The organism is Brevundimonas albigilva (genome assembly GCF_023573565.1).
In the GTDB taxonomy this organism is placed as follows: Bacteria; Pseudomonadota; Alphaproteobacteria; order Caulobacterales; family Caulobacteraceae; genus Brevundimonas; species Brevundimonas albigilva.
Window position 1 is genome coordinate 1,013,012 of record NZ_CP097649.1, and the last position, 24,693, is coordinate 1,037,704.

Here is a 24,693-nt window from a genome sequence, read left to right on the forward strand (position 1 = left end):
TCAGGCCTTCATCGCCTGACCGACGGTTGCGGGCCGGCGCCGCGCCGCGGGGACGGACCGAACCGGCGCCGGCCGCGAGCAGATCGAGAAGTCGCCGTCGAACGGCGTCGGCGCCCACAGCGCGGCCAGGGCGTCGTCCGTGATGCGGGCGTGGCAATGACCCCAGCCGCCCTCCTTGCGGGCCCGCGTCGCCAGCGGCCCCAACCGGGCCAAGAGGTCTGGCGACACCATCGGCAACCGCACCTTGGCCGCGCCCATTCCCCGGGCGTTGGCGATCAGCGTGCGCGCCAGATCCTGGATGTCCCCGTCCGCCCCAGGGCCGGGCAGGGCGGTCAGGTCGATGATGTCCAGACAGGGCGGCTCGAGGATGCTGGTCTTGGCGATCATCGCCATCGCCGTGGCCTGGATCGCGCCGTCGCGCACCACGGCCAGCAGCAGGGGCGGGCGCGCCTGGTCCGGGTCGGCCAGTCGCCAGCGCATCGTCTCGGGCGACCGATCCGCGACCAGCGGCGTCGCCGCCTTCAGCGTCGTCCAGTAGGCGGCGTAGGCCGAGCGGTCCGACAGATCGCGCAGAACCTGCACCCCCTCGGGCAGTCGCAACGGCCGGTTCGCATCCAGTCGGCGGTTCAGCAGCCGTTCGCCGATCCGGTGCGCCCGTTCCGCCGGCGTGCGAGCGTAGAGGGCGCGCAGCAGGCGTCCGCCCAGGCTGGCCGCCCAGTCGACCCGCCAGGACAGCTTCAAGGCGTGCGTCCGGTCCGGGAAGGGACGCAGGCCGAACATCTTGTAGAGCGGCGCGGCCTTGGGATTGGCGTTGAAGGTGTAGGCGGCGAACAGACCCGGCTGCTTCATCACCGCACGGATCAGGGACCGGCTGACCCCCGCCCGCGACGGCGGCACCACGATCGAAAAGCCCGTCGCGCCGATCAGTCGGCGCTCGCCGGCGTGAAAGCGCTGCACCAGGTTTCCGACCACGGCCGCGGGCGCGTCGGCCTCGTCGGCGATCACCCATCCGACCGGCGCGGCGGTCTCCAGCCGCGCGGGGTTGGCCTCCAGCCAGCGCCAGCCCGCCAGCGACCGTTCCGGCCAGCCGACCGAGCGATAGAGGCGGTTGACCCCCTCATAGTCCGACGGCTGCATCGGCCGCACGGCCATCGCCTTCTCCTCGTCCCACGCCGGCACATCCCGCGCCGGTCGCCCAGCCATCAAGCACGGCGCGGGCCAGCCCGCCGGGGACGGGACAAGTTAACGCGGCGCTAGCCTTAAGCCTTGTTCGGGCGGGCCGACCGTGCTGCTTATGCGCCTTTCGCGCGCCGGGTCATGGCGCGGCAGTTGGGAGTGAGCCGTTGACAGCGACGGATGGGGGGGCGCTCGCGCCTCGCAAGACATTCTTGGGCCACCCGCGGGGGCTGGTGATCCTGTTCTTCACCGAGATGTGGGAGCGGTTCTCCTACTACGGCATGCGGGCGTTGCTGGTCCTGTACCTGACGCAGCACTTCCTGTTCGGCCCGGCCGAGGCGCAGGGCATCTACGCCGCCTACGCCGCCCTGGTCTATCTGATGCCGGTCATCGGCGGCATGATCGCCGACAGGTATCTGGGATCACGCAAGGCGGTCATCATCGGCGCCGTATTGCTGGTCTTGGGCCACTTCACCATGGCTTTCGAAGGCTCGGGCGGCCGTGAACGCCTGACCATCGGCGACACCACCTATGAACTTCAGGTCGAGGGTCGCGACCAGAACCGTCAGATCTTCGCCGTCAACGGTGACGAGCGCGTTCACATCGCAATCACGCCCGAAGGCGTCTCCACCGTCGGCGCCGAGCCGTCGGCCGCGAACGCCGCCGACGTCGCCGCCGTCGCCACAGGAGCCGCTCTCGACGCCCAACCGACCGGCGCTCTGGATCCGGCCGCCGCCGCCGCGCCGCAAGCATCGGCCCAGGCCGGCTTCCCCGCCTTCACCGCCGCCGGCGGATACACGCTGGAAACCACCCGCGACACCACCTTGGGCGAGCCGGTCCTGTTCCTGGCGCTGTCGCTGATCATCGTCGGCGTCGGATTCCTGAAGGCCAACATCTCCACCGTCGTCGGCGCCCTCTACGAAGAGAATGATCCCCGTCGCGACGGCGGCTTCACCATCTTCTACGTCGGCATCAACCTCGGCTCCTTCCTGGCCACGATCGCCTGTTCCTATCTCGGCATCAAATACGGCTGGGCTTACGGTTTTGGTCTGGCCGGCATCGGCATGCTGGCGGGCCTCCTGACCTTCGTTCTGGGCCAGTCGTGGCTCGAGGGCCGTGGCGGACCGCCGGTTCCGATCCAGGGCCGTTCGATCCTGGGCGTGCCGTTGGTGCCCTTCTTCTGGATCGCCGGCATCATCGCGGTGATCCCGACCTGGCTCCTGATGCAGCGTCACGAGATCATCGAGACGGCGCTGCCGTGGATCGCCGGGGTTATCTTCGCGGGCGTGGTGGGCTTCACCGTGCTGCGTCTGAAGGGCGCCGAGCGGTCGCGCATGCTGGTCGCCCAGGTGCTGATCTTCTTCTCCGTGCTGTTCTGGGCCCTGTTCGAACAGGCCGGCTCCTCGCTGACCCTGTTCGCAGACCAGTCGACCGAAATGCCCTCTTGGTTCAACGCGGCCATGACCCAGACCTTCAATCCGGGCATCATCGTGCTCGGCGGCCCGGTCATGGCCGCCCTGTGGGTCTGGCTGGCCAAGCGCAATCGCGAGCCTTCCACGCCGGTCAAGTTCTCTTTTGGTCTGGTGCTGGTGGGCTTCGGCTTCCTGGTCCTGACTTGGGCGGCGTCGAACATGGCGAACGACGCTTTCCGCGTCCCCCTGATGTTCCTGTTCCTGACCTACTTCTTCCACACGATCGGCGAACTGTGCCTGTCGCCCGTGGGCCTGTCGATGATCACCAAGCTGTCGGTGGCGCGGGTGGTCGGTTTGATGATGGGCGTCTGGTTCCTGTCCAGTTCGGTGGCCCACATCGTCGCCGGCATCATCGCCAAGGCGACGGCGACGGACACCGTCGCTGGGGTGGTCACCAGCCCGGCACTGGCGCTGCAGACGTATGGCTCCATCTTCGGGACCATCGGCTGGGTCGGCGTCGGCGTCGGCGTCTTCCTGCTGCTGATCTCGCCGCTGCTGAAGAAGGGCATGGCCGGCGTCCACTGACCGGCTGAACCATCCGGCACGGAAAAGCCCCGGCGGAGCGATCCGCCGGGGCTTCTTCTTTGCCGCTCTCCGACCTCAGAACGTCTTGCGGATCCGCAGGGAGACGAAGGTGCGGGGATCGATCTCCCGCTCCTCGACGAACAGGGTGTCGCGCGTCTCGCGGTCCGTGAAGACCGTGCGCCGCAGGGTGAAGTCGTCCCACACGTTCAGCTGGGCGCGGATCGCCAGGGTGGAGGTCGGCTTGTATTCCACGAAGGCCTCGACATAGTCCGATCCGCGCCAGCCCGAGACCTGGTCCGGGTCGTAGGTCGGCTGTCCGCTCAGATAGGGCAGCCAGTTGACGCCCCATTGCAGCTTCCAGCTGGCGATGTCCTGCTGCACGCCGACGTTGGCCTGGGTCGAGCGCACGCCCGAGATGGGGCGTTCCTCGCCCGTGGTCGGGTCCGTCACGCGGGTCTTGTTCCAGTCGTTCTTGAAGGTGAACTGGCCGCCGGTGAAGCCGATCTTGTCCAGCGGGACCACCACGTTCAGCGACAGCTGGTCCAGCGTGCCGTCGCCGATGTTGCCGATCGCCGACAGGTCGTCGGCCAGGGGGATCACGTCGATCACGTCGACGATCTCGTCGTGGCGATAACCGATGGAGACCACGCCCTCGCCCCAGAAGCGGCGCTCGTAGGTCAGTTCGCTGATCCAGCGCTGTTCCGGTTCCAGGTCGACGTTGCCGCCGAACACGTTCTCGTCCTGCAGTTCGGCCGAGGCGGCGAAGTCCGAGAAGTCCAGCTGGCCCAGCTCGCGCTCGAAGCGGAAGCGCAGCTGGTTGTCGGGCATCGGCGTCCAGGTCGCCTGGAAGCGCGGCTTGGCGAAGAAGAAGCTCTTTTCCTGGTCGGCGTCGCCCGATTGGCTGATGGTCGAGGCCTCCAGCCGCAGACCGCCCTCCAGCGTCAGATCGGGGTGCAGCCGCCAGGTGCCCTTGGAGAACAGCTCGCCGCGGGTCTCCTCCACCTTCACCGAGGCGCTGGGCAGGGGAATGTTCGTTCCGCCGACGGTGAAGGCCTGTTCGGTCTCGCGCATGTTGTAGGCGATCTCGCCGCCGGTCTCGATCGTCACCTTGGGCGAACGTTCGTGGCGGACCAGGGCGCGCAGGATGCTTTCCGAACTGTTTCCGGAATAGGCGAAGGCCTGCTCGGGGGCGGCGACGCCGTCCTCGCGGACCGTATAGGTCGACAACCCGTCCCAGCTGCCGAAATCGTGCATCAGCCGGGTTTCCAGCTTGAAGCGGTCGTTCAGCGGACGCTCCCAGGTGACGCCGAACTCGCCGCCGTCGCTGTCCTCGCCGTCGCGGCTTTCGCGATAGGCCGTCGCGGACTGGGCGATGTCGTAGCTGTGCCAGTCGTTGACGCCGTAACGGGCCGTCAGGTCCACCTTGCCCCCCGCCAGAGGGCCGGCGTAGGTGCCGCGGATCGAGTTTCCTCCGCCATAGCCGTCGTTGATCGTCGCCTCGTCGCGCAGCACGTTCCCGGCCGCATCCCGGCGGATCAGCCGCCCGGCGCCGTTGGAATCGCTCATGCTGACGCCGTCGGACAGCGTCACGCCCCAGCTCCGGTCGCCCTCGCGCGCGGTGAACTGATAGCTGCCGCCGTACAGGTCCGTACCGGCGCCTTCGAACTGGGTGGTGTTCCAGGTCAGGATCGACTGGCGGCTGCTCTCGGCCTTCAGGATGACGTTCACCACGACCGAATAGCCCTGCATGTCGATGCCGGGCGCGCCGCCGCGGATCAGCTCGATCCGGTCCACCTGACGCGCCAGGGTGCGGGACAGGACGTTCGAGCCGGTGTCGTTCTTGGAGGCCGGCCGGGCGTTGTTGATCAGGACGTTGCCGACCGCGCCCTCGAAGCCCCGCGCGCCCGATCCGTCGTCGACCGAGAAGCCGGGGACGCGGTTGACCATGTCCAGCGCGGTGTTGGGGCTCTGGGCCGCGAAGAAGTCGGGCGTGAACACCAGCACGCCGCGCTGGGCGGCGTCGGCCAGGGGCGCCTGGCGGGTCGCGCCGGTCGGCACGGGGGCCTCGGCCACTTGCGGTTCGTCGCCGGCCCAGGCCGCGGAGCTGGCGAACAGCAGGGCGGTGGTGGCCATCAGGGCGGTCTTTGTCATTGGTCTTCCCCTCGGATTTGGTGGGGAAGGTGTGACGATCCGCGCCGGTCATCTCCAGTTACAAGGCGGAAAGGTGGATTAAATCGGCGACATCATTACAGGGATTTCACGTGCCAATACTTCAGAGACGAAGTCTATACGGTTTGTAATGTTTGGGAGGTCGCCATGCGATTGAAGATCGTCTGCCTGGGCCTGATGGTCGGGCTGCTGGGCGCTGGCGGCGTTTCGGCCCAGCCGGCCCCGCCGCAGGACGCCGTCGCCACGGTGGACGAGATCGTGGTGGTGGCGCGCCGGGCCGGCCTGCCCATGTGGACCGTGGAGACCGCGACGGGATCGGTCATCCTGGTCGGCGCCATCTCCGGCGTGCCCCGCGACTACGCCTGGCGGCCCGAGGCGCTGGAGGCGGCGACCGCGCGGGCCGAGCGGATCCTCTATCCGATCGAGGGCCGGGCTTCGCTGGCCGATGTGATGCGGGTCATCTGGCGCATCCGCACCGTGGCCCGGCTGCCCAAGGACACGACCATCGCCGATTACGCGTCACCCGAACTGATGGCGCGGTTGGAGCGGCTGCACGCCGGCGAGCGCGCGCAGGGGTGGCGCACCGAGACGCCCACCGCCCAGAGCTTCGATCTGCTCAGGAGCGCGGGCGCGCCCCGGGGAGAGCGGGCGGTGGAGCGCGTGGTGCGCGAAGCGGCGCGCCAGGCCGACGTGCCCGGCCAGTCGGTGGGCTTCGTGCGGGGCGACGAGATGATCGACAACCTGCTCCAGGCGCCGCCAGAGACCTATCTGCCCTGTCTGGACGCGGCGTCGCGCGCGGCCGAGGCGGGGCCCGAGGGGGCGGCGCGACGCCTGGACGACTGGAGCCGACTGCGGGTCGCGGCCGTGCTGGCCAATCCGCTGGACCAGGCCTTCGACCGCTGCTGGCCGACGGGCGATCCCGAAATCGGGCCGGCGCTGCGGCAACGCTGGATCGCGGCGGTTCAGGCCGCCTTGGCGGAGCCCGGCGTGACGCTGGCGGTGGCGCCGCTGCGGCTCCTGGCCGAGGACGAGGGCGTGCTGGATCGTCTTCAGGCGGCCGGCTTGGAGGTGCGCGGTCCCGACTGGCGCGCCGGGCCGTCGGCGGCTCAGTAGCCCATGTCGGCGTAGGGGCGGGCGCGCCGTTCGGCGGCGTCGCGCGCGGCGTCTTGGGCGGCCCGCGCCTCCCACGCGTCGCGTCGGGCGCGACGTTCTGCGGCGTAGTCGGGCCGAGGGGCGTCGAACCCGTAGGCGGCGGGGGACCCGACGAAGGCCTGCGCCTGGTCGGTCGGGCGCCGGGGCGGCGCCGGCAGGGTCACGACCGGCCGCCAGCCGTCGGATCGAACCCCGCGAACGGCGTCCTGATCAGACTCTTCGACGTAGGCGTCGCCATAGTCGTCTTCATGATAGGCCAGGGCGGCCGCGGCGGCGGCTTCGTCCGCGCGGCGGGCGGCCTCGGCTCGGATCAGCACGGCCCGGTCGAAACCGTCGCTCAGCCGCCCCACATCCATGACCTCTCCGGGCTCGACCTCGGGCTCGGGGGGCGCCACCAGGCGAATCTGGATCAGGGACGGGTCGATCTCGGCCGTCGCCGGCGCAGGACGCGCCGTCATCGCGACGAACGCCGCGCCGGTCGCGACGATCGCCAGACCGCCCAGTCCCCAGCGCAGGCGGGGACTGGAAAGCCAGGCGTTCAGCCGATCCGGGCGCGGCGCCATCGAAGCGAAATCAGTTGGGGCGTTCGGGAACCGCGTCGCGCGCGGCGTCGCCGATGTTGTCCGCCGCATTGCCCACGCTGTCGGCGGCGCCGGCGATGGCGTTGGATTCCACGGCGTCGTTGCGGCTCATGTTCATCAGGAAATAGCCGATCACGAGCACGGCCAGCAGGCCGATGACCAGCGCCACGATGGCGCCCATGCCGCCGCCGCCGCGACGTTCGACGACGGTGGGGGCCGCCGAGGTCTCGGTGATGCGTTCGACGCGGCCGTCGGGATGCTCAACAGTACGTTCGGTGGGCATTGGGGGTCTCCTCTCCGGTGTGGCGGGGAAACACGTCACTGTCCGATACGGTTCCGCTAGGCTCAGACCGCCGTGCCGCCCACGGTCAGGCCGGCGATCTTCAGGCTGGGCTGGCCGATGCCGACCGGCACGCCCTGGCCCGCCTTGCCGCAGACGCCGACGCCGGGGTCGAAGGCGAAGTCGTCGCCGATCATCTCGATCCGGGTCAGGGCCGTGGCGCCGTCGCCGATCAGGGTGGCGCCCCGGACGGGCGCGGTGATCACCCCGTCCTCGATCAGATAGGCCTCGTTGCACTGGAAGACGAACTTGCCGTTGGTGATGTCCACCTGGCCGCCCGAAAAGTTGGCGGCGTAGAGGCCGCGCTTGGTGCCGGCGATCATGTCGGCCTTCGAATCCTTGCCGCCCTCCATGAAGGTGTTGGTCATGCGCGGCATGGGCATATGGGCGAACGATTGGCGTCGCCCGTTGCCGGTGGCCTGAACCCCCATCTGCCGCGCGGACAGCCGGTCGTGCATCAGCCCGACCATGATCCCGTCCTCGATCAGCACGTTTCGCTGCGTCGGGGTGCCCTCGTCGTCGACGGACAGCGAGCCGCGCCGCCCGGCGATGGAGCCGTCGTCCACCACCGTCACGCCCGGCGCGGCGACCCGCTTGCCCATCATGCCGTTGAAGACCGACGAGCCCTTGCGGTGGAAGTCCCCCTCGAACCCGTGGCCGATGGCCTCGTGCAGCAACACGCCGGGCCAGCCGGCGCCCAGCACCACGTCCATCTCACCGGCCGGACAGTCGACCGCCTCCAGGTTCACCAGCGCCTGGCGCAACGCCTCGTCCACCTGGGCCTGCCAGCGTTCGGGCGCGACCCAGGTCTCGAACCCGGCGCGGCCGCCGGCGCCGGAGGAGGCGCTCTCGCGCCGCCCGTCCTGCTCGACGGTGACCGAGACGTTCAGCCGCACCAGCGGGCGGATGTCGCGCACCGCCCGGTCGTCGGCGCGCAGGATCTCGATGGCCCGCCGCTCTCCGACCAGCGAGGCCGAGACCTGCACCACGCGCGGATCGCGGGCGCGGGCCCAGGCGTCGATCTCGGCCAGCAGGGCGATCTTGTCGGAAAACGCGGGCGAGGCGAGGGGATCGACCTCGCCATAGAGCTTCTGGTTGGTGGCGCGCGGGGCGTCGGCCGCGACGCCCGCGTGGCCCTGCTTGGCCAGGGCGGCGCTATCGGCGGCGCGGCGCAGGGCGGCGGCCGAAATCTCGTTGGCGTGGGCGTAGCCGGCGGTCTCGCCCGCCACGACCCGCAGGCCGAAGCCCTCGGTCGCGTCATAGGCCGCCGACTTCAGCCGCCCGTCGTCGAACACCAGGCTCTCGCTCTCGGCGCGTTCCAGGAACAGCTCGCCGTCGTCGGCGCCGGCCAAGGCGCCCTTCAGGATCGACAGGGCCTCGTCGGGATCGACCCCGGCGGTTTCGAGGATGGGCGGCGGGGAGGCGTGAACGGTCATGGGCTCTAGGTAGGGTCTCGCGCGCGCTTCGTCACCTGTCCGGCGACAAGCGCTTTTCCAACGGCGACCGGGAGCGCTACATCCCTCCCGAACGTTCTTCGGCCAAGGAGCCCGACATGACCGACCGCAAGCCGACCGAAGCCGACCTGGAAGCCCTGGACGTCACCGACGCCGAAGAGGCCGAGATCAACCGCATCGCCCACCCGCTGGTCGCCGACCCGGCGCCGGACGCCAACGACGATCTGGTCCAGATCGACGCCACCGCCGACGGCGTGGTCTTCGTCACCATCAACCGGTCGCACAAGAAGAACGCCTTCGACGCCGCGACCATCGCCGCCCTGCACGAGGCGTTCGAGACCCTGCACGGCGCCGACCGGGTTCGCGTCGTCTTCATCCGCGGCGCGGGCGGGACCTTCAGCGCCGGCGCCGACCTGAACTGGATGCGCGACGCCGCCGGCTGGTCCGAGGCCGACAATCGCACCGACGCGCAAGGCCTGGCCCGGATGCTGAAGGCCCTGCACGACGTGCCCGCCCTGACGGTGGCGGTGGTCGAAGGGTCGGCCATGGGCGGCGGCGCCGGCATCGTGGCGGCCTGCGACATGGCCGTGGCCGTGGCGGGCGCGCGCTTCGCCTTTTCCGAGGTCAAGCTGGGCCTGATTCCGGCGACCATCGCCCCCTATGTGATCGAGGCGGTCGGCGCGCGCCGCGCGCGCCAGCTGTTCCTGACCGGCAACATCTTCGACGCCGACTACGCGGCCCACGCCGGCCTGATCGACATGGTCCTGCCGGAAGGTTCGGTCGACCAGTTCATCGAGATGCTGTCCGACAGCCTGTCGGCCAATGCGCCCGGCGCCATGGGCGACGCCAAGCGGCTGGTCCACGACCTCGCTCACCACAAGATCGACACGGGTCTGATCGACGACACCGCGCGCCGCATCGCGCGCGCCCGCGTGTCCGACGAAGGCCGCGAAGGCGTCGCCGCCTTCCTGGACAAGCGCCCGCCCAACTGGGCGGGGTAAAGCCGCACAGCCGCATCAGGTCGCGCAAAATTGCTCCAGATGCTGACGAAACGGCATCTTGCGCTCGCCGCGAACAGGCGCACAGTGAGCCTCAACGGCCGCGCTCATGACGGCCGTGGGAGGATTCAATGCCACGTTTCGTCACCGGCGGCGCCGTCGCCGCCCTCGCGCTCGCCGCCTGCGCCTTCGCCGGCGCCGCCTCGGCGCAATCCTATGATCGCCTGGTCGTTTTCGGCGACAGCCTGAGCGACAACGGCAACTTGTATCTGGCGACCGGAGGCGCGACGCCGCCGTCGCCGCCCTATTTCCAGGGCCGCTTCTCCAGCGGGCCGGTGTGGACCGAGCTGCTGGGCTTCAACGCCGCCAACTTCACGGGCTCGGTCTCCGGCAGCATCAACTACGCCTTCGGGGGATCGCGGACCGACGCGTCGACCACGCCCCCGCCGGGAATGCTGGCGCAACTGGGCGCCTACACCGGCCGCGGCGGCCGGTTCGGCCAGGGCGACCTGGTCACGGTGCTGGGCGGCGCCAACGACATCTTTCAGACCCTGGCCCTGGCCGGCGCCTCGTCGGCGCCCCTGGCCTATATGAACACGGTCACCAACACCGCCTCGAGCAACGTCAACACCCTGGTCAACGCCGTCGCCGGCGCCGGGGCGGGCACGATCCTGGTGGCCAATCTGCCCAAGCTCAGCCTGACGCCGCAGTTTCGCTCGCCCGCCGGCGCGCCCGCGGCCGGCCTGGCGGACGCCGCGGCCGGCAACTTCAACTCGACGCTGCTGACCAAGCTGAACGCCACAGCGGCGGCGCAACCGGGCAGCAACATCATCCTGATGGACCTGTTCAGGATTGGCGACGTCATCGCCGCGAATCCCGCCGACTTCGGCTTCACCAACGTTACGGACAAATGCTTCACCGGGACCAGCGTCTGCGCCAGTCCCGACACCTACTTCTATTTCGACGACGTCCATCCGACGGCCGCCGGCCACCGGGCGATCGCCCGCCTGGCGACGGACTATCTCTACTACGCCGACATCGGCGCCCAGGCGACGCTGGCGGGCGAGACGGCCTTCCGGCACCGCGAGGATGCGCTGGACGCCGCCAGCGAGGCCTTCTCGGGCCGCCAGGATTGGACGCGGGGGGTGTCCCTGACCGGCTCGGCCATGGTCGACAGCGCCGACTACGACGCGCGCGGCGTCGTGGGCGACGCGTCGTCCGACGGCTGGGGCGGGCGGATCGCGCTGGAGGCCGGCCCGTCCGAGGCGATGCGCGTCGGCCTGGCGGGGACCGCGCGGGTCAGCGACGTGGAAAGCCAGACGCTGACGTTCGAGGTCGAGAGCTTCGGCCTGGACCTCTACGCCGGCTGGCGCGCGCCGTCGGGCGTCTTCGTCAACGGCGTGGTCGGGGTGGCGCGCGACAATATCGACGACATGAAGCGGATCACCAGCCTGGCGCCGATCGTCCACACCGCCGAGACGACCGCGGTCAGCACCGGCGCGCGCCTGCAGGCGGGAACCTGGTTCGACATGGGCGGCGTCGCCCTGTCGCCGCGCGCGGCCCTGACGTGGACCTCCAGCCAGGTGGACGGCTATTTCGAGCAGGGTCTCGCGGCCCAGTACGCGTATCAGGATCGAGACCTGAAGGCGCTGAGCGGCGAGGTGGCGCTGCGCGCCGAGGCCGACCTGGGCGGCTTCGCCCTGTTCGCCGAAGGGGGCTATCGCGATGCGCTGGACGACAGCTCCGATCCGCTGCGGGTCGGCCTCCACAACAATCCGGCCCAGGTTCTGGAACGCGAGATCGACGATCCGTTCGGCGGCCAGGTCCTGGCCTCGGCCGGGCTGGAGGGCGAGGTCGGGCCCGTTCGGGTGACGGTCGGCTATCGCGGCCGCTTCGGCGATCACGCCGACAGCCACATGGGCGGCGTCCAGCTTCGGCTGCCGCTGTAAGCAATACGAGCGGGAAGGGGCCTCAGCGCCCCTTCTTTCGCACCCACATGGCGGCGTCGGCCTCGGCCAGCCAGGCTTCGGGATCGGCATGGCCGTCCCAGGCGCGCACGCCGAACGATCCGCCCAGGGGCGCGGTCCGGCCCTCCCAGGCGAAGGGTTCGGCCGCCAGGGTTTCCGCCAGCTGCCGGGCCTTGGCGCGGCCCTCGTCCAGCCCCGCATTCAGCATCAGCAGGGCGAACTCGTCGCCGCCCAGGCGGCCCACGGCGTCCGATTCGCGCAGGTTCGCCAGCATCAGTTCGGCGACCTTGACCAGGGCGGCGTCGCCGGCCGCGTGGCCCAGCCGATCGTTGACCCCCTTGAACCCGTCCAGATCCAGATAGAGCAGCGTCGCCGGCACGTCGTGTCGCCGGCAGTAGGCGATGGTCCGCTGCATGACCGCAACAAAGCCGCGCCTGTTGAGGGCCGGCGTCAGGACGTCGTGATCGGCCGCCGCCTCGGCCGCCTCGGCGCGCAGGCGCAAGGTCTCGACCTCGGCGCGCAGGCGCTCGATCTCGGCGTTCAGGTCGATATCGGCCACGTCGGTCACGGCGCGAAAGGCTCCCCGGAGCGCGACTCAGCAGGTCGCGCGACAGGCCGATGCTAACGCCGTTGGTTGCGGGCGCAACGCGTGTGCTGTAACGGGCGCCTTTCCGAGAGGGGCCCGAACGCATGGCGACTTCCGAAACCCCGGTGGCGATCATCATGGGCAGCCGGTCCGACTGGCCCACCATGAAGCTGGCGGCCGATCGGCTGGACCAGCTGGGCGTCGGCTGGAAGGCCAGCGTCGTCAGCGCGCACCGCACGCCCCATCGGCTGGTTCAGTTCGCGACGGGCGCCAAGGGGGCCGGCTTCAAGGTGGTGATCGCCGGCGCCGGCGGGGCGGCCCACCTGCCGGGCATGGTCGCCTCCATGACCGAACTGCCGGTGCTGGGCGTGCCGGTCCAGTCCAAGGCGCTGAAGGGCTTGGACAGCCTGTTGTCGATCGTGCAGATGCCGGCGGGCGTGCCTGTCGCCACCCTGGCCATCGGCGAGGCGGGCGCCGCCAACGCCGGGCTTCTGGCCGCGCAGATCCTGGGCCTGGCCGACCCGGCCCTGGCGGGACGTCTGGAAGACTTCCGCGCCGCCCAGACCGATTCCATCGCCGAAACCGTCGAGGACTGAGTGCCCGATCTGCCGCTTCCCCCCGGTTCGACCCTTGGCATCCTGGGCGGCGGCCAGCTGGGCCGGATGCTCAGCCAGGCCGCCTCGCGCCTCGGGCTGGACGTCGTGATCCTGGACCCGGAGCCCGACAGCCCCGCCGGCCGCGTTTCCGCCCGCCAGATCGTGGCCGCCTATGACGACCCGGACGCCCTGACCGCCCTGGGCCGCGCCGCCGACGTCGTGACCTTCGAGTTCGAGAACGTGCCCGCCGATTCGATCGAGCGGCTGGCCGAGGCCGGGGCCCTGGTCGCGCCAGGGCCGACGGCGCTGCGCGTGTCGCAGGACCGGGTGGACGAAAAGACCTTCCTGAACGCGGTCGGGGCGCCGACGGTGGCCTTCGCCGTGGTCGACACCCTGGACGACCTGGTCGTGGGCCTGACCGAACTGGGCCTGCCGGCCCTGCTGAAGACCCGGCGCGAGGGCTATGACGGCAAGGGCCAGGTCTGGATCCGCGCCATCGAGGACGCGCCCGCCGCGCTGGAGAGCCTGGGCGGCCGCCCGGCCATCCTGGAGGCGCGCGCCGCCTTCGTGCGCGAACTGTCGGTCATCGCCGCGCGCGACTGGGACGGGCGGATGGCGGTCTATCCGCTGGGCGAGAACCGGCACGAGGGCGGGGTTCTGCGCACCACCCTGGCCCCCGCGACGGTGGACGAGGCCACCCAGGTCCGCGCCCGCGCCATCGCCGAGGCCATCCTGGACGGCCTGGACTATGTCGGCGTGATCGGGGTCGAGCTGTTCGATCTGGGCGACGACGTCCTGCTGGTCAACGAGATCGCGCCGCGCGTCCACAACACCGGCCACTGGACCCAGGACGGCTGCGTCTGCGACCAGTTCGAGCAGCACGTCCGCGCCGTCGCCGGCTGGCCGCTGGGCCCCACGGCGGCGCACGCCCGCGTCGAGATGAGCAACCTGCTGGGCGACGAGGTCGACCAGTGGCGCGACCTGGCCGGAAAGTCCGATCGCCGTCTGCATCTCTATGGCAAGGCCGAGGCGCGCCCGGGCCGCAAGATGGCCCATGTGAACCGGGTGCTCGGTTCTCTTTGATCCGTTCATCCCGGCGAAAGCCGGGATGAACGGAAAGGCGCTTACGCTCGCGCGCCGTAGCGCATCCGGCTCAGCGCGTCGGTCACCTTCCGGAACGGCGCGTCGAAGTCCTTGCCGGCCTTCCACTTCTCGAACGCCATGACGTTGTCGATGCGGCGCGCCACGAACGCCTCCGCCGCCTCGCGCCCGTCGAACCAGCGCAGGGTCAGGGCGGGGATCAGGATGCCCGACAGGATGGTGCGCTTGGAATAGTGGTTCCAGTCTGTCGCCGTGTCGCCGGCCCAGCGCCACAGGTGGTCGGCGCTTTCCCACGCCAGCTTCAGCCCCAGGTCGGCGTTGACCGGCAGGGCCAGGAAGGCGGCGCAGCGGCGCGTGGCCTCCAGGTCGGCGGCGCCGGCCTCCATCCGTTCGGACACGGCGCGGGCGATTCGCTCGCGAATCTTCAGCGCGGCGGCGTCGACGGCCCCCAGGGCCTGAAGGGCGCGGGCGTCGTGGCGACGCGACAGCAGGGCGGCCAGATCGCGCGCGCCGTTGGGCAGCAGCAGTTCCTGATCGCCCAGCGACAGGCCGCAGGCCTCGCACGCCTCGCGGACCAGCCGGGCGTTCCAGCCCAGGGCGGGCGCGCGGGCGATGGCGGCGTCCAGGACGGTCTGTTCGGTCTGGGCGGCCCAGTCGGGGGCCCCGTCGGCGGCGTGCGTCATGACGCCGATCATACGCCTGTCGGCGACCGCTTTCGAGCCTTCACAATCGTCGGCATCGGCTGGACAGCGGCGGGAGGCTCGTGTATCAGCGCGCCTTCATCCGGGAGCCCTGCTTTCGGAAGAGGATTTTATTTGTCTGCCCGTCTCCCTTCGAAAGGACGCGGCGGGCGGCCAAAGGAGAGAGAACCCTGGTTCAGATTTTCGTCCGCGACAACAACGTCGATCAGGCGCTCAAGGCCCTGAAGAAGAAGATGCAGCGCGAAGGCAGCTTCCGTGAAATGAAGCGCCACGTGCACTACGAAAAGCCGTCGGAAAAGCGCGCCCGCCAAAAGGCGGAAGCCGTCCGTCGCGCCCGCAAGCTGGCCCGCAAGCGCGCCCAGCGCGAGGGCCTGCTGCCCGCGCCCAAGCCGCGCGCCGGCCGCTAAGACCAGGCGAAAGCCTGAAAGATCAAAGGCCGCTCCATCGGAGCGGCCTTTTTCTTTCCGTGTTGAGGACTTCTTCCGCGCGTCAGGCCCGGCCGGTGATCGCCCGGCCGAAGCTTTTCCAGCTCAGCTTCACGTCCGACAGGGCGCCGGCGCGGAAGGCGCGGCCGGCGATCCAGACCATCAGGGCCGCGGCGGCGAACATGCCGATCAGGGTCAGCACGATCTCGATCATCGGCGGATGGGCGGGCGCGCGCGCGCTCATCAGGAAGGGGGTGAACAGGGGGATCCACGACAGCACCTTGACCACGATGGCGTCGGGCGTCCGCAGGGCCATCTGCATGACCAGGATGGGCACCACCAGCACCATCATGATCGGCCCCATCAGGGTCTGGGCGTCGCGCGGCGTCTCGCAAAAGGCCCCGATGGCGGCGAACAGGACCGCATACATCAGATAGCCGCCCACCATGTAGGCGATGAAGTAGAAGACCATGCCGTCGCGCAGCAGGGCCTGGCCCACATCCACGGCCACGTCGGGCGCGGCGCTGAGCAGGCTGAAGGCGCCGATGCCGCCCCAGACCGCCAGGACCGTCAGCGTCAGCAGGGCCACGCCCAGCACCTTGCCCGTCAGGATCTCGGTCGCCGAGGCCGAGGACAGCAGGATCTCCAGGATGCGGTTGGACTTTTCCTCCATCACGCTGTTCAGCAGGATCGAGGCGCCGGTCAGGATCAGCGACCACAGAACGAACCCGGCCCCCAGGCCGATGAACGACGGCAGGCGGTCGCGCAGGGACACCTCGCCCCCGCCCGCCGCATTGGGCGAAAAGGCCTTCACCTCCGGCCGGAAGTCCTCGACATCGGCGATGACGGCGGCGGGCACGCCGGCGGCGCCCAGCGTCTGCTCGCGATAGGTGTCGGACAGGGCGTCGCGGATGAAGCCGGCGACGTTGTCGTCGTTGGTGCGGCTGGTCCACACCTGGGCGGCGGGCTTGCCGTCCTGGCGCGTCAGGAAGACGACGGCGTCCAGCCGCTGGTCCTCGGGCGCCTGCTTGTCCAGCGCCGCGCGGATGGCGGCGTCGCGCGCCGCTCCCGGCGGGGCGTCGGCGATGGCGGGGGGCGGCGCGACGAGACGCATCTTGGGCGCGGCCAGGGCGGTGGCCACGGCCCGGCCGGCGCCGGCCTCGGCCTGTCCGGTCGCGTCCTCCACGCGGGTTCGGGCCTGATCGACCTCGGCCTGGAGGGCGTCGCGGACCGCGGCGGCCAGGCCGGAGGCGGCCGGGCCTTCCTCGATCACGGCCACGGCGCGCACCGGCTCGGACGAGCGGATGAGAACGGGAATGGCGCCGCCCAGCACGGCGAACATCGGAAAGGCCAACAGCGACAGCCAGAAGCCCACCGTCTTTGCGTAGGCCACGTATTCGCGGCGCGCGATCAGAAGGGTGCGGTTCATCGGGCCGCCTCCGCGGTGTGGGAAGAGGTCTGGGGCTGGTCCGGATGGTCGCCGGTCAGGCCGATGAAGGCGTCGTGCAACGTCGGCTCCTTCAGGGCGAAGCCGCGCACGTCCAGTCCGGTCAGGAAGGCGGCCTTCAGCGTGTCCTGGCCGCCCGCGCCCGCAGCCAGCGCCGCTTTCAGCCGCCGCGTGTCGCCCGCCTCGTCCACCACCTCGACCCCCGTCACGCCGGGCAGGGCGGCGACCGCCTGGGTCGACAGGGCGCCGTCCAGTTCCAGGAAGCGGGGCGCGGTGGCCCTGGCGGCCTCGACCGAGCCCTCGAACGCCTTTCGCCCGCGCGCCAGCAGCACCACCTTGTCGCACAGCCGCTCGGCGTGCTGCATCACATGGGTGGAGAACAGGACCGTGGCCCCCTGGGCGGCCAGGTCGCGGATCATGGTCTCCAGGCCCTGCTGGTTGACCGGGTCCAGGCCCGAGAAGGGTTCGTCCAGGATCACGAATTCGGGGCGATGCACGACAGAGGCCAGAAGCTGGACCTTCTGGGCCATGCCCTTGGACAGCTCCTTCATCTTCTTCTTCTGCGAGGCGCCCAGCCCCTGCTGCTCCAGCAGGGCGACCGCGCGCTTGCGGCCTTCATGGGCGGGCAGGCCCTTCAGCGAACCGAAAAAGGCGATGGCCTCCACCGGCGTCATCTTGCGATAGAGGCCGCGCTCCTCCGGCAGGAAACCGATTCGGTCGCGCACCTCGCGCCCGTCGGCCGCGCCCAGGATGTCGATGCGCCCGGACGTCGCCGGCTGCAGGCCCAGGATCATCCGCAGGGTCGAGGTCTTGCCGGCGCCGTTCGGGCCCAAGAAGCCGCAGATCGAACCCTTCTCCACCTGGAAGCTGAGATCGCGCACGGCCTCGAACGTTCCGTACCGCTTGCCCACGCCTTCCAGCGTCAACGCCGCCGCCATGTCGCCTCCCGTCCCTTTGCGGCGAGCCTAGCAAGGGCGACGCAGAAGGCCAGCGGCAAACGACGGACCCGCTGTCGCGGTCAGGCTTCGACGACCACGGCGAAGCTGCGGCCGACGACCTTGGCCGGATTGATCTGGGCGTCGTTGCGGCGCACCTCGAAATGCAGGTGCGGCCCGGTGGAATAGCCGGTGGAGCCGACCAGGCCGATGCGTTGGCCGGCCGCGATCGCCGCGCCGCGCGTCACGTCGATGCGGCTGAGGTGGGCGTACAGGGTGCTCATGCCGTTGGGATGGCGCACCTCTATGAAGGCGCCGTAGCCGCCGGCCTCGTAGCCGGTGCGGACCACGCGGCCCTCGGCGGCGGTGAAGACGCTCGTGCCCTTGGGGGCGGCGATGTCCACGCCCTTGTGCGCCCGGGCCTTGGCCTCGATCGCCAGTTTGCGAAGGCCGAACTTGGAGTTCACCGCATGGCCGCGGACCGGGGCGGCGAAGACGATCTGGCGCATGATCGGGCCGGCGTCCTCGACCTCGGCCTTGACGGGCGGCGCGACCGGGGCCGCCTTGGCCTCCGTCAGGGGCGCGGGCGGCTGGGTGGCGACATTCGGGGCGGCCGCGGCGGCCAGGACGGCCACGGCGGCGAAGGCGGCCGTCTGGCCGGAGTGGATCAACAGGGATTTCGCCCGCGTCCCCGCCTTTTCCAGGGGGGCGGACGAGAACAGGCGTCGCATTCGGCGGCGTCTCCGACAACAGGCGCGATGAGGGCGCGGGAACCGGGACGGGGCGGCGCGGGGCCGCGCGGCCATCCCGGCGAGGAGGCCGCTTATGCCGGGCGCATGGGGCGACTTTGGGACGGGGCGGGCGGCGCATGGTCGCACCGGGGGAACGCGCGCGCCGAACGGTCCGTCAGGCGATGATGTCGGGCAGGATGCGGTCCTCGATCTTCACGATCTCGTCCTTGATCGACAGCTTCTTGCGCTTCATCCGGGCGATCATCAGCTGGTCCGGCACGGCGGCGGCGGACAGGGCCTCGATCGAGGCGTCCAGCTCGGCGTGCTCCTGGCGCAGCAGTTTGACGCGGGCGTGAAGCGCCGCTTCCTCCTCGCTGATTTCCGGAACGTCGTCGTTCATGTCGAATCCCCGGCGGGCTTATACGTCAGGGCGATTCACGCCGGAAGGGCCTCGGCCAGGCGGATCAGGGCCGGGCGCGGCGTGACGCGCGACCACAGGCGCGTCGTGGCGGTCAGGCCATCGATGGCCGGGCGCGGCGCGCCGTCCGGCGCGGGGGCCAGCGCCTCCAGCGCCTCCAGCAGATGGCGCTCGGCCTCGAGTTCCAGCGCCTTGACGCGGTCGCGCACGGACTGGCGGGGGCCGTCGTCGATGTCGGGGACCGGCGCCTTCAGGGTGCGGCGCACCGCGCGCAACGGCGCCACGACCACGCCGTCCCACGCACGGGCTGTGTCGCAGGCGGCCTCGATGGTTTCCTCGTCGGGGCGTCGGCCGGTGGCGGCGAGCCAGGCCGACCACAGCAGCAGCGGCACATTCTGTTCGTGATGATCCTGCAGGGTCAGGCAGGCGTCGGCGACGCCGGGCGCGCCATAGGCGGCCACGGACCAGTCCCACAGGCCTCCGCTCATTTCAGGCCGTCCCACCGGCGCACGGCGCTCCAGTCCAGGCCGAACAGGTCCAGGGCGCGGCCGACCGACTGATCGACCATCTCCTGGATCGAGGCGGGGCGGGCGTAGAGGGCGGGCAGCGGCGGGGCGATCACGGCGCCCATTTCCGCCAGGGCCGTCATCGTGCGCAGATGGCCCAGGTGCAGGGGCGTCTCGCGCACCATCAGCACCAGCGGTCGGCGCTCCTTCAGCGTCACGTCGGCGGCGCGGGTCAGCAGCGATGAGGTCACGCCGGTGGCGATCTCGCTCATCGTCCGGACCGAACAGGGCGCGACGATCATGCCCAGGGTGCGGAACGAGCCGGAGGCGATGCTGGCGCCGACGTCGGCCAGTCGATGCGTCGCCGTGGCCTTCGCCGACAGGCCGTCGGCGGTCAGATCCGTCTCCTGCGACAATGTGAGCAGGGCGGCCTTGGTCACGACCAGATGGCTCTCGACGCCCAGGTCGTTCAGCGCGTCCAGCACGCGGGCGCCGTAGATCGCGCCGGAAGCGCCTGAAATTCCGACGACCATCCGGGGCGGCGAATTTCGTACGGCTCCGTTCACATCATCGACCATTTTAGGGGTCAGCCTCCCTGGTGTCCGGCGCGGCCGGCTGTCACCGGAATGTGATTCCACAGCCTGTCGAACCGGGCGCTCACTCTAGTGGTCCCTAACCAACGGAGGCGCAAGCCATGACCATCGAGGCTCGTATTCGCGAACTGGGTAATCGTCATCGCACCCTGGATGAGACCATCCAGAAGGAGATGACCCGGCCATCCGTGGACACGCTGCAGGTCAGGGAGCTGAAGCAGAGAAAGCTTCGGCTGAAGGAAGAGATCACCAGCCTGGAGGCGCGAACCCACTAGCGGTTCCCGACCTCCCGAAACACGACGACGGCCCCGGAGATCGCTCTCCGGGGCCGTTTTTCGTTCGGGCCCTCTCCACTTGGGAAGGGTTGGACGATCAGCTCTTCGTGCCGAACACCGAATCCGCCGTGGGCTCGGCGCCGCGCGCCTCCGGCTCCTCGGGCACGAACTCCGGCTCGATCTCCTCGGCGACCGGCAGGATGGTGCCGCCGCCGTTCTTGGCGTCGTCCTTGGCCTTCTTCTCGGCGGCCTTCCTGACGATTTCGTCCAGCGCCAGCTGGCCGACCAGGCCCAGGGTCACGGGATCGACCGGCTTGATGTTGGCGGTGTTCCAGTGGGTGCGGTTGCGCACGCTCTCGATGGTGGACTTGGTGGTGCCCAGCAGCTTGGCGATCTGGGCGTCGGTCACTTCCGGGTGGTTGCGCACGAACCAGGCGATGGCGTCGGGACGGTCCTGGCGACGCGAGACGGGCGTGTATTTCGGGGCGGGCTTGGCCGACTTCAGCAGTTCGGCGTGGCGGCTGACGACCGCCTTCATGCGGTAGTTGGAATCGGCCTGGGCCTTGTCCAGTTCCTCGCGCGTCAGCTGGCCGCCCGTGACCGGATCGACGCCGCGGATGTCGCGCGCCACGTCGCCGTCGGCGATGCCGCGCACTTCCAGCGGATGCAGGCCGCAGAAGTCGGCGATCTGCTCGAAGCTGAGGGAGGTGTTGTCGACCAGCCAGACCGCGGTGGCCTTGGGCATCAGGATGTCGCTCATGGACTTGGGTCCCGGTTCTTCTGGGCCCGCGCGGCGCGATGCGGCGGGCGTTGGATACGACGGCGCCCGGCCTTTCGACCGGGCGCTGATGACGCCGATATAGGCCTATTCGGAAGAAAAGAAAACGCCGCCCGACAAGGGCGTACAGCAAAGGTTCATGTGCGCCGCGCAACCTTGGCGGTCCTGAAGTCTTAGACATCCGGGAGAGAGAGAGGAACCAACCCATGTCGATTCTGCTTGGCGCGGCCATGGCCGCTGCGATGATGGCCCCCGGACAGGGGCCGACGGACGTTCAGCAACGGGTCGCCCCCCGCGGCAGCTACGCCCAGAGCTGCACCGGCGCCTATGTGAACCAGGGCCGTCTCTACGCCGATTGCCGCGACCAGCGCGGCCAGCCGCGCGGCACCTCCATCGAACTGGCGCGCTGTTCCAGCGCCGAGATCGCCAACGACAACGGCCTGCTGGTCTGCGGCAATGTGCGGGGAAGCTATGAGGACAGCCGTCCAGGATACCCGGGCACGCCGGGTCGCCCTGACCGGCCGGACCGTCCCGGCGACGGCTGGGGCGGCGGCCGGACGTCGATCACCGTCTATGAGGATTCCAACTACCGCGGCCGTTCCATGAGCTTCAACAGCGAGGTGGCCAACCTGGATCGGTCGGGCATGAACGACCGGATCAGCTCGATCCGCCTGCGCGGGCGCTGGGAGGTCTGCACCGACGCCTATTTCCGCGGGTCCTGCCGCGTCGTCAGCGGCGACGAGCGCAACCTGGGCTCCAGCGGCTTCAACGACCGCATCTCCTCGCTCCGTCCCGCGCGGCGCTGGTAGAACGAACGGCGACGCGTCGACGGACGCGTCGCCCGCCTGCGCCCATTCGTCAGCGCCCGGCTTTGTGATAGGACTCGGAATCCGGCCAGCGACGCGAGGAGAGGCCATGTTCGAGGATCTGGAGCCGCGCCCGCGGCGGGACGAGGCGTTGAGCGCCCTGCGACGCGAGGACCTGGACGCCTATTCGGTGGAGGACCTGACCGAAAGGGTCGCCGATCTGGAGGCCGAGATCGAACGGTCGCGCGCCGCCATGGACGCCAAGCGCGCCAAGAAGAGCGCGGCGGACGCGCTTTTCACCTTCAGGCCCTGACGCTTGCGCCGCTTTCGTGGCATGACCATTGCAGTCCGTGTTCGGAGTTCCGGCTCCCCGGCCGATTGCAGGACAGGCGTGCGTATTCCCGATGAAGATGTCTGAGTTGACCGTGGGCGATCCTTCCTTTTCCGAACCTCCGGCCGGGCCGGACCGCGCCCGCACGGTGCGTGACTTCGCGCGTTCCGAACTGTTCGACCGCACCTTCCGCGAGGGCATGGAGCTGGTCGAGGAAACGGCGGCGTATCTGGACGGGGAGGGGCGGCGCGAATCCCGCATCCTGTCCCGCTCGGCCGCCCTGGCCTATGCGGCGGAAAGCATGAAGCTGACCACGCGCCTGATGCAGATCGCGTCCTGGCTGCTGGTCCAGCGGGCCGTGCGCGAAGGCGACATGACGCCCGAAGCCGCGTGCGAGCCGCGCTATCGCCTGAACGAGCGCAAGATCGACGCCGAGCCCAGCCACGCCGAACTGCCGATCGCCCTGGTCGAATACCTGGTGCGGTCCGAAAAGCTGTTCGACCGGGCCCTGCACCTGGACCGCCGGATGTATCTGGGCGACGCCCAGGAGACGCCGCCCAATCCGGTCCTCAGCCAGCTGGGAATGCTGGAGGCGGCCTTCCGGGGCTGATCCGGCCGGCCCTACGGCCCGACGTCGTTCTCGTCCTTGCGGCCGTCGTCGACCACGCGCGGCAGGCTGACGGCGATGCCCAGCGCCTGGGCCAGCTTGGCGTCGCGGTCATAGACGTCCTCGCGGAAGGCCACGCGGCCCTGGCCGTCGACGAAGGCGGTCCAGTACAGCAGACGCACGCTGATTTCGCGGCCCGTGGTCACGCGGGTGGTCTCGCGGCTGTCCTGCGCCACGTCGAACTGTTCCAGCTTGGCCGGATCGGGCGACAGCAGCAGGCGGGCGAACTCCACCGCGCCCTGAACACGCACGCAGCCGTGGCTGCGCTGGCGCATGGACAGGTTGAAGGCCGCCTTGGACGGCGTGTCGTGCAGGAAGATGGCGTAACTGTCGCGCAGCTCGAACTTCACATAGCCCAGCGCCGACTTCGGACCGGCGCGCTGGATGACCGTGCCGTTCGACACATACATGTCGTTGGCGGCCAGATAGCCGGGGCCCTTGGGCAGGATCTCGCGCCGGGCGATGCCGGCGGGGACATACCAGGGCGGGTTGGCCACGACCGAGGCGAAGGGCTTCTCCAGGCTGGGCGTCTGGTTGTCGTGCGAGCCGACGACGACGCGGTTGGAATGGACCGGCTTGGCGTCCTTCCAATAGACCATGATGGCCGCGGCGGTGTTGACCTCGATCCGCTCGGGCGCGACGTCGCGCTTCAGCCAGCGGCGGCGTTCCAGGTTCAGGGCGATCTGGCGGGCTCGGTCCTGGGCCGAGGCGCCCAGAGAACGCTGGGTGGCCGGGCCGACGCGGCCGTCGGCGCCCAGGCCGTGACGCGTCTGGAAGCTGCGGACCGCGGCCTGAAGCTCTGAATCATAGACCAGCCCCTGGGCCTTGAGGCGCGCGCCGTCGGCGGCCGACAGGTCGCCCTCGGCCGTCAGGCGGTCGATCAGGGCCGGGACGCGGCGGTCGCTGGCGCCCGGTTCGATGGTCGCGCCGGCGGCGAAGGCGGGCCAGCCGCCCTGATTGGCCAGGCGGCTGTAGCGGACATAGCCCGCCGACAGGTTGGTGTAGCCGATGTCGGTCGGCGCCAGGCCTTCGTACCAGTCCAACAGGACGCCGCGCGACAGGGCGTCGTTCAGGCCGCGCGGCAGGTCCACGCGGTTCTTCTGCATTTCCCACAGCTCCTCGACCGTCTCGGGGCGCACCTTGCCCTCGGCCAGGATGCGGGCGTAGGCCAGGGCCGCGGCGGTGGTGCGTAGGTCGGAGGTGGCCGGATCGGCCGCCAGGCCGACGAAGTCGAACTGGTCCGCGCCGGACAGGCCGTGCCGTTCGGCGCGGGCGGCGACGGCGTTCAGGTCGCGCAGGCGTTCGCGCGTCCACACCGGCCGCCAGCCGTTCAGTTCGTAGAAGGCGCGCACGTCCGGCTGCTGATCCTGGGGCAGGCGGCCGATCTGGTCGGTGAAGCTGTTGTAGAAGGCGGTCGCCTCGGGCGAGCGCTGCATATAGACCTGCTGCGCGCGCGCCGCCGAGCCGAGGGCAAGGGTCGCCGATGCGACGCCGAGACCCAGTTGCCGTCTGTTCATGACTCTTCCGCTTCTTGATCGACCCGGCGCGCGACGCCGGAGCCCCTGAAATCCGAACGCCGCCATGTTATCGGCGTTCCGGGCAAACAAAAAGCGCCGGTCGTCCGACCGGCGCTTTTCGAGACCTGATCGCTGCACCGTGTCGCAGCGGGGTCGCGCTTACTTCTTGATGAAGCCGGCGAACTTGTTGTTGAAGCGCGAGACGCGGCCGCCGCGGTCCATCAGGTGGGCGTTGCCGCCGGTCCAGGCCGGGTGCGTCGTCGGATCGATGTCCAGGTTCAGCGTGTCGCCTTCCTTCCCGTAGGTCGAACGGGTCTTGTAGGAAGTGCCGTCGGTCATCACCACGGTGATGAAGTGGTAGTCGGGGTGCGTGTCCGCCTTCATGGTCGTCGTCCGGTCTCTGGCGCGATGACGATGCCGACCGTCGCTGCGCATGAAATGAGAAA

Annotated in this window: 27 protein-coding genes; 11 read left to right on the forward strand and 16 right to left on the reverse strand. The window is 70.0% G+C overall.

The features are described from left to right. Positions 1-1,152 carry an N-acetyltransferase gene (locus tag M8231_RS04980; RefSeq protein ID WP_249750950.1) on the reverse strand — a complete coding sequence of 384 codons (1,152 nt, stop codon included), beginning with the start codon at positions 1,150-1,152 and terminating at the stop codon, positions 1-3. Positions 1,153-1,388: 236 nt separating this feature from the next. Here M8231_RS04980 and M8231_RS04985 point away from each other — a divergent pair, with 236 nt between their 5' ends. Further along, positions 1,389-3,173, forward strand: a complete 1,785-nt coding sequence (locus M8231_RS04985) for a peptide MFS transporter (protein WP_249750949.1) — start codon at positions 1,389-1,391, stop codon at positions 3,171-3,173. Positions 3,174-3,248: 75 nt separating this feature from the next. Here the strand turns inward: M8231_RS04985 and M8231_RS04990 are convergent, their stop codons facing one another. After that, entirely contained in the window at positions 3,249-5,324 is a 2,076-nt protein-coding gene (locus tag M8231_RS04990; RefSeq protein WP_249750948.1) for a TonB-dependent receptor plug domain-containing protein, read from the reverse strand. Between the two features lie 165 nt (positions 5,325-5,489). On the opposite strand from M8231_RS04990, the gene M8231_RS04995 reads away from it, so the two are divergent. After that, positions 5,490-6,455 carry a TraB/GumN family protein gene (locus M8231_RS04995; protein WP_249750947.1) on the forward strand — a complete coding sequence of 322 codons (966 nt, stop codon included), beginning with the start codon at positions 5,490-5,492 and terminating at the stop codon, positions 6,453-6,455. Here the strand turns inward: M8231_RS04995 and M8231_RS05000 are convergent. The 3 genes from M8231_RS05000 to tldD all read right to left on the reverse strand — a co-directional run bounded on the left by M8231_RS05000 (position 6,449) and on the right by tldD (position 8,851). Beyond that, positions 6,449-7,057 (reverse strand): hypothetical protein, encoded by a 609-nt coding sequence (locus tag M8231_RS05000; RefSeq protein WP_250202381.1) that lies wholly within the window; start codon positions 7,055-7,057, stop codon positions 6,449-6,451. The genes M8231_RS04995 and M8231_RS05000 overlap by 7 nt on opposite strands. 10 nt (positions 7,058-7,067) lie before the next feature. Beyond that, complete coding sequence (locus tag M8231_RS05005; protein WP_249750945.1) at positions 7,068-7,358, reverse strand: hypothetical protein; 291 nt, start codon at positions 7,356-7,358, stop codon at positions 7,068-7,070. Positions 7,359-7,420: 62 nt separating this feature from the next. After that, on the reverse strand, positions 7,421-8,851 hold the full coding sequence (gene tldD / locus M8231_RS05010; protein WP_249750944.1) for a metalloprotease TldD: 1,431 nt from the start codon (positions 8,849-8,851) through the stop codon (positions 7,421-7,423). Between the two features lie 116 nt (positions 8,852-8,967). Here tldD and M8231_RS05015 point away from each other — a divergent pair, with 116 nt between their 5' ends. Both M8231_RS05015 and M8231_RS05020 read left to right on the forward strand, forming a co-directional pair. Then, positions 8,968-9,870 (forward strand): enoyl-CoA hydratase-related protein, encoded by a 903-nt coding sequence (locus M8231_RS05015; RefSeq protein WP_249750943.1) that lies wholly within the window; start codon positions 8,968-8,970, stop codon positions 9,868-9,870. A gap of 128 nt (positions 9,871-9,998) precedes the next feature. Further along, positions 9,999-11,816 carry an SGNH/GDSL hydrolase family protein gene (locus tag M8231_RS05020; protein ID WP_250202382.1) on the forward strand — a complete coding sequence of 606 codons (1,818 nt, stop codon included), beginning with the start codon at positions 9,999-10,001 and terminating at the stop codon, positions 11,814-11,816. A gap of 22 nt (positions 11,817-11,838) precedes the next feature. Here the strand turns inward: M8231_RS05020 and M8231_RS05025 are convergent, their stop codons facing one another. Beyond that, positions 11,839-12,402, reverse strand: coding sequence for a GGDEF domain-containing protein (locus M8231_RS05025; RefSeq protein WP_249750941.1), 564 nt, complete (start codon positions 12,400-12,402; stop codon positions 11,839-11,841). A gap of 122 nt (positions 12,403-12,524) precedes the next feature. On the opposite strand from M8231_RS05025, the gene purE reads away from it, so the two are divergent. Together purE and M8231_RS05035 are read left to right on the forward strand one after the other, a co-directional pair. Beyond that, entirely contained in the window at positions 12,525-13,016 is a 492-nt protein-coding gene (purE, locus tag M8231_RS05030) for a 5-(carboxyamino)imidazole ribonucleotide mutase (RefSeq protein WP_249750940.1), read from the forward strand. Continuing rightward, on the forward strand, positions 13,017-14,099 hold the full coding sequence (locus M8231_RS05035; RefSeq protein ID WP_250202383.1) for a 5-(carboxyamino)imidazole ribonucleotide synthase: 1,083 nt from the start codon (positions 13,017-13,019) through the stop codon (positions 14,097-14,099). Between the two features lie 41 nt (positions 14,100-14,140). Here M8231_RS05035 and M8231_RS05040 read toward each other — a convergent pair whose 3' ends face one another. Beyond that, entirely contained in the window at positions 14,141-14,800 is a 660-nt protein-coding gene (locus M8231_RS05040; RefSeq protein ID WP_250202384.1) for a COQ9 family protein, read from the reverse strand. 188 nt (positions 14,801-14,988) lie between these two features. Between M8231_RS05040 and rpsU the strand changes: the two genes are divergently transcribed. Then, positions 14,989-15,225: a 30S ribosomal protein S21 gene (gene rpsU / locus M8231_RS05045; protein ID WP_250202590.1), complete on the forward strand. Its 237-nt coding sequence runs from the start codon at positions 14,989-14,991 to the stop codon at positions 15,223-15,225. Between the two features lie 82 nt (positions 15,226-15,307). Here rpsU and M8231_RS05050 read toward each other — a convergent pair whose 3' ends face one another. The 6 genes from M8231_RS05050 to M8231_RS05075 form a co-directional block, all read right to left on the reverse strand. Further along, on the reverse strand, positions 15,308-16,672 hold the full coding sequence (locus tag M8231_RS05050; RefSeq protein WP_250202385.1) for an ABC transporter permease: 1,365 nt from the start codon (positions 16,670-16,672) through the stop codon (positions 15,308-15,310). Next, the gene (locus tag M8231_RS05055) at positions 16,669-17,628 is read right to left on the reverse strand and encodes an ABC transporter ATP-binding protein (protein WP_249750937.1); all 960 of its coding nucleotides are present in this window, start codon (positions 17,626-17,628) and stop codon (positions 16,669-16,671) included. The genes M8231_RS05050 and M8231_RS05055 overlap by 4 nt, the downstream gene beginning before the upstream one ends. A gap of 80 nt (positions 17,629-17,708) precedes the next feature. Further along, positions 17,709-18,356, reverse strand: a complete 648-nt coding sequence (locus M8231_RS05060) for a M23 family metallopeptidase (protein ID WP_250202386.1) — start codon at positions 18,354-18,356, stop codon at positions 17,709-17,711. Positions 18,357-18,531: 175 nt separating this feature from the next. Beyond that, on the reverse strand, positions 18,532-18,756 hold the full coding sequence (locus M8231_RS05065; RefSeq protein ID WP_249750935.1) for a YdcH family protein: 225 nt from the start codon (positions 18,754-18,756) through the stop codon (positions 18,532-18,534). Between the two features lie 35 nt (positions 18,757-18,791). Further along, a complete protein-coding gene (locus tag M8231_RS05070; RefSeq protein ID WP_250202387.1) occupies positions 18,792-19,262 on the reverse strand; it encodes a TIGR02444 family protein in 471 nt (156 codons plus the stop codon). Beyond that, on the reverse strand, positions 19,259-19,858 hold the full coding sequence (locus M8231_RS05075; protein ID WP_250202388.1) for a UbiX family flavin prenyltransferase: 600 nt from the start codon (positions 19,856-19,858) through the stop codon (positions 19,259-19,261). Before M8231_RS05075 ends, M8231_RS05070 begins: the two co-directional genes overlap by 4 nt. A gap of 116 nt (positions 19,859-19,974) precedes the next feature. Between M8231_RS05075 and M8231_RS05080 the strand changes: the two genes are divergently transcribed. After that, positions 19,975-20,148: a YdcH family protein gene (locus M8231_RS05080; protein ID WP_249750933.1), complete on the forward strand. Its 174-nt coding sequence runs from the start codon at positions 19,975-19,977 to the stop codon at positions 20,146-20,148. Positions 20,149-20,245: 97 nt separating this feature from the next. Here M8231_RS05080 and M8231_RS05085 read toward each other — a convergent pair whose 3' ends face one another. Continuing rightward, positions 20,246-20,908 carry a DUF1013 domain-containing protein gene (locus M8231_RS05085; protein ID WP_250202389.1) on the reverse strand — a complete coding sequence of 221 codons (663 nt, stop codon included), beginning with the start codon at positions 20,906-20,908 and terminating at the stop codon, positions 20,246-20,248. A 224-nt stretch (positions 20,909-21,132) separates the two neighbouring features. Here M8231_RS05085 and M8231_RS05090 point away from each other — a divergent pair, with 224 nt between their 5' ends. From M8231_RS05090 to rcdA, 3 genes are all read left to right on the forward strand, one after another. Then, the gene (locus tag M8231_RS05090; protein ID WP_249750932.1) at positions 21,133-21,735 is read left to right on the forward strand and encodes a beta/gamma crystallin-related protein; all 603 of its coding nucleotides are present in this window, start codon (positions 21,133-21,135) and stop codon (positions 21,733-21,735) included. Positions 21,736-21,841: 106 nt separating this feature from the next. Further along, complete coding sequence (locus M8231_RS05095; RefSeq protein WP_249750931.1) at positions 21,842-22,045, forward strand: DUF1192 domain-containing protein; 204 nt, start codon at positions 21,842-21,844, stop codon at positions 22,043-22,045. Between the two features lie 91 nt (positions 22,046-22,136). Then, positions 22,137-22,673 (forward strand): protease adaptor protein RcdA, encoded by a 537-nt coding sequence (rcdA, locus tag M8231_RS05100; RefSeq protein WP_430641183.1) that lies wholly within the window; start codon positions 22,137-22,139, stop codon positions 22,671-22,673. Positions 22,674-22,684: 11 nt separating this feature from the next. Here rcdA and M8231_RS05105 read toward each other — a convergent pair whose 3' ends face one another. Beyond that, on the reverse strand, positions 22,685-24,247 hold the full coding sequence (locus M8231_RS05105; protein ID WP_249750929.1) for a L,D-transpeptidase family protein: 1,563 nt from the start codon (positions 24,245-24,247) through the stop codon (positions 22,685-22,687). A 159-nt stretch (positions 24,248-24,406) separates the two neighbouring features. After that, positions 24,407-24,631, reverse strand: coding sequence for a 50S ribosomal protein L31 (rpmE, locus tag M8231_RS05110; protein WP_201217105.1), 225 nt, complete (start codon positions 24,629-24,631; stop codon positions 24,407-24,409). Between the last annotated feature and the right edge of the window lie 62 nt (positions 24,632-24,693).

Coding starts and splice junctions, on each gene's coding strand:
- M8231_RS05020 (WP_250202382.1), top strand. CDS start 9,999: ATGCCACGTTTCGTCACCGGCGGCGCCGTCGCCGCCCTCGCGCTCGCC.
- M8231_RS05055 (WP_249750937.1), bottom strand. CDS start 17,628: ATGGCGGCGGCGTTGACGCTGGAAGGCGTGGGCAAGCGGTACGGAACG.
- M8231_RS05105 (WP_249750929.1), bottom strand. CDS start 24,247: ATGAACAGACGGCAACTGGGTCTCGGCGTCGCATCGGCGACCCTTGCC.
- M8231_RS05060 (WP_250202386.1), bottom strand. CDS start 18,356: ATGCGACGCCTGTTCTCGTCCGCCCCCCTGGAAAAGGCGGGGACGCGG.
- M8231_RS05040 (WP_250202384.1), bottom strand. CDS start 14,800: ATGACGCACGCCGCCGACGGGGCCCCCGACTGGGCCGCCCAGACCGAA.
- M8231_RS05000 (WP_250202381.1), bottom strand. CDS start 7,057: ATGGCGCCGCGCCCGGATCGGCTGAACGCCTGGCTTTCCAGTCCCCGC.
- rpmE (WP_201217105.1), bottom strand. CDS start 24,631: ATGAAGGCGGACACGCACCCCGACTACCACTTCATCACCGTGGTGATG.
- tldD (WP_249750944.1), bottom strand. CDS start 8,851: ATGACCGTTCACGCCTCCCCGCCGCCCATCCTCGAAACCGCCGGGGTC.
- M8231_RS05050 (WP_250202385.1), bottom strand. CDS start 16,672: ATGAACCGCACCCTTCTGATCGCGCGCCGCGAATACGTGGCCTACGCA.
- M8231_RS05065 (WP_249750935.1), bottom strand. CDS start 18,756: ATGAACGACGACGTTCCGGAAATCAGCGAGGAGGAAGCGGCGCTTCAC.
- M8231_RS05095 (WP_249750931.1), top strand. CDS start 21,842: ATGTTCGAGGATCTGGAGCCGCGCCCGCGGCGGGACGAGGCGTTGAGC.
- M8231_RS04990 (WP_249750948.1), bottom strand. CDS start 5,324: ATGACAAAGACCGCCCTGATGGCCACCACCGCCCTGCTGTTCGCCAGC.
- M8231_RS05080 (WP_249750933.1), top strand. CDS start 19,975: ATGACCATCGAGGCTCGTATTCGCGAACTGGGTAATCGTCATCGCACC.
- M8231_RS05075 (WP_250202388.1), bottom strand. CDS start 19,858: ATGGTCGATGATGTGAACGGAGCCGTACGAAATTCGCCGCCCCGGATG.
- M8231_RS05015 (WP_249750943.1), top strand. CDS start 8,968: ATGACCGACCGCAAGCCGACCGAAGCCGACCTGGAAGCCCTGGACGTC.
- M8231_RS04995 (WP_249750947.1), top strand. CDS start 5,490: ATGCGATTGAAGATCGTCTGCCTGGGCCTGATGGTCGGGCTGCTGGGC.
- M8231_RS05090 (WP_249750932.1), top strand. CDS start 21,133: ATGTCGATTCTGCTTGGCGCGGCCATGGCCGCTGCGATGATGGCCCCC.
- rcdA (WP_430641183.1), top strand. CDS start 22,137: ATGAAGATGTCTGAGTTGACCGTGGGCGATCCTTCCTTTTCCGAACCT.
- purE (WP_249750940.1), top strand. CDS start 12,525: ATGGCGACTTCCGAAACCCCGGTGGCGATCATCATGGGCAGCCGGTCC.
- M8231_RS05005 (WP_249750945.1), bottom strand. CDS start 7,358: ATGCCCACCGAACGTACTGTTGAGCATCCCGACGGCCGCGTCGAACGC.
- M8231_RS05070 (WP_250202387.1), bottom strand. CDS start 19,262: ATGAGCGGAGGCCTGTGGGACTGGTCCGTGGCCGCCTATGGCGCGCCC.
- M8231_RS04980 (WP_249750950.1), bottom strand. CDS start 1,152: ATGGCCGTGCGGCCGATGCAGCCGTCGGACTATGAGGGGGTCAACCGC.
- M8231_RS05085 (WP_250202389.1), bottom strand. CDS start 20,908: ATGAGCGACATCCTGATGCCCAAGGCCACCGCGGTCTGGCTGGTCGAC.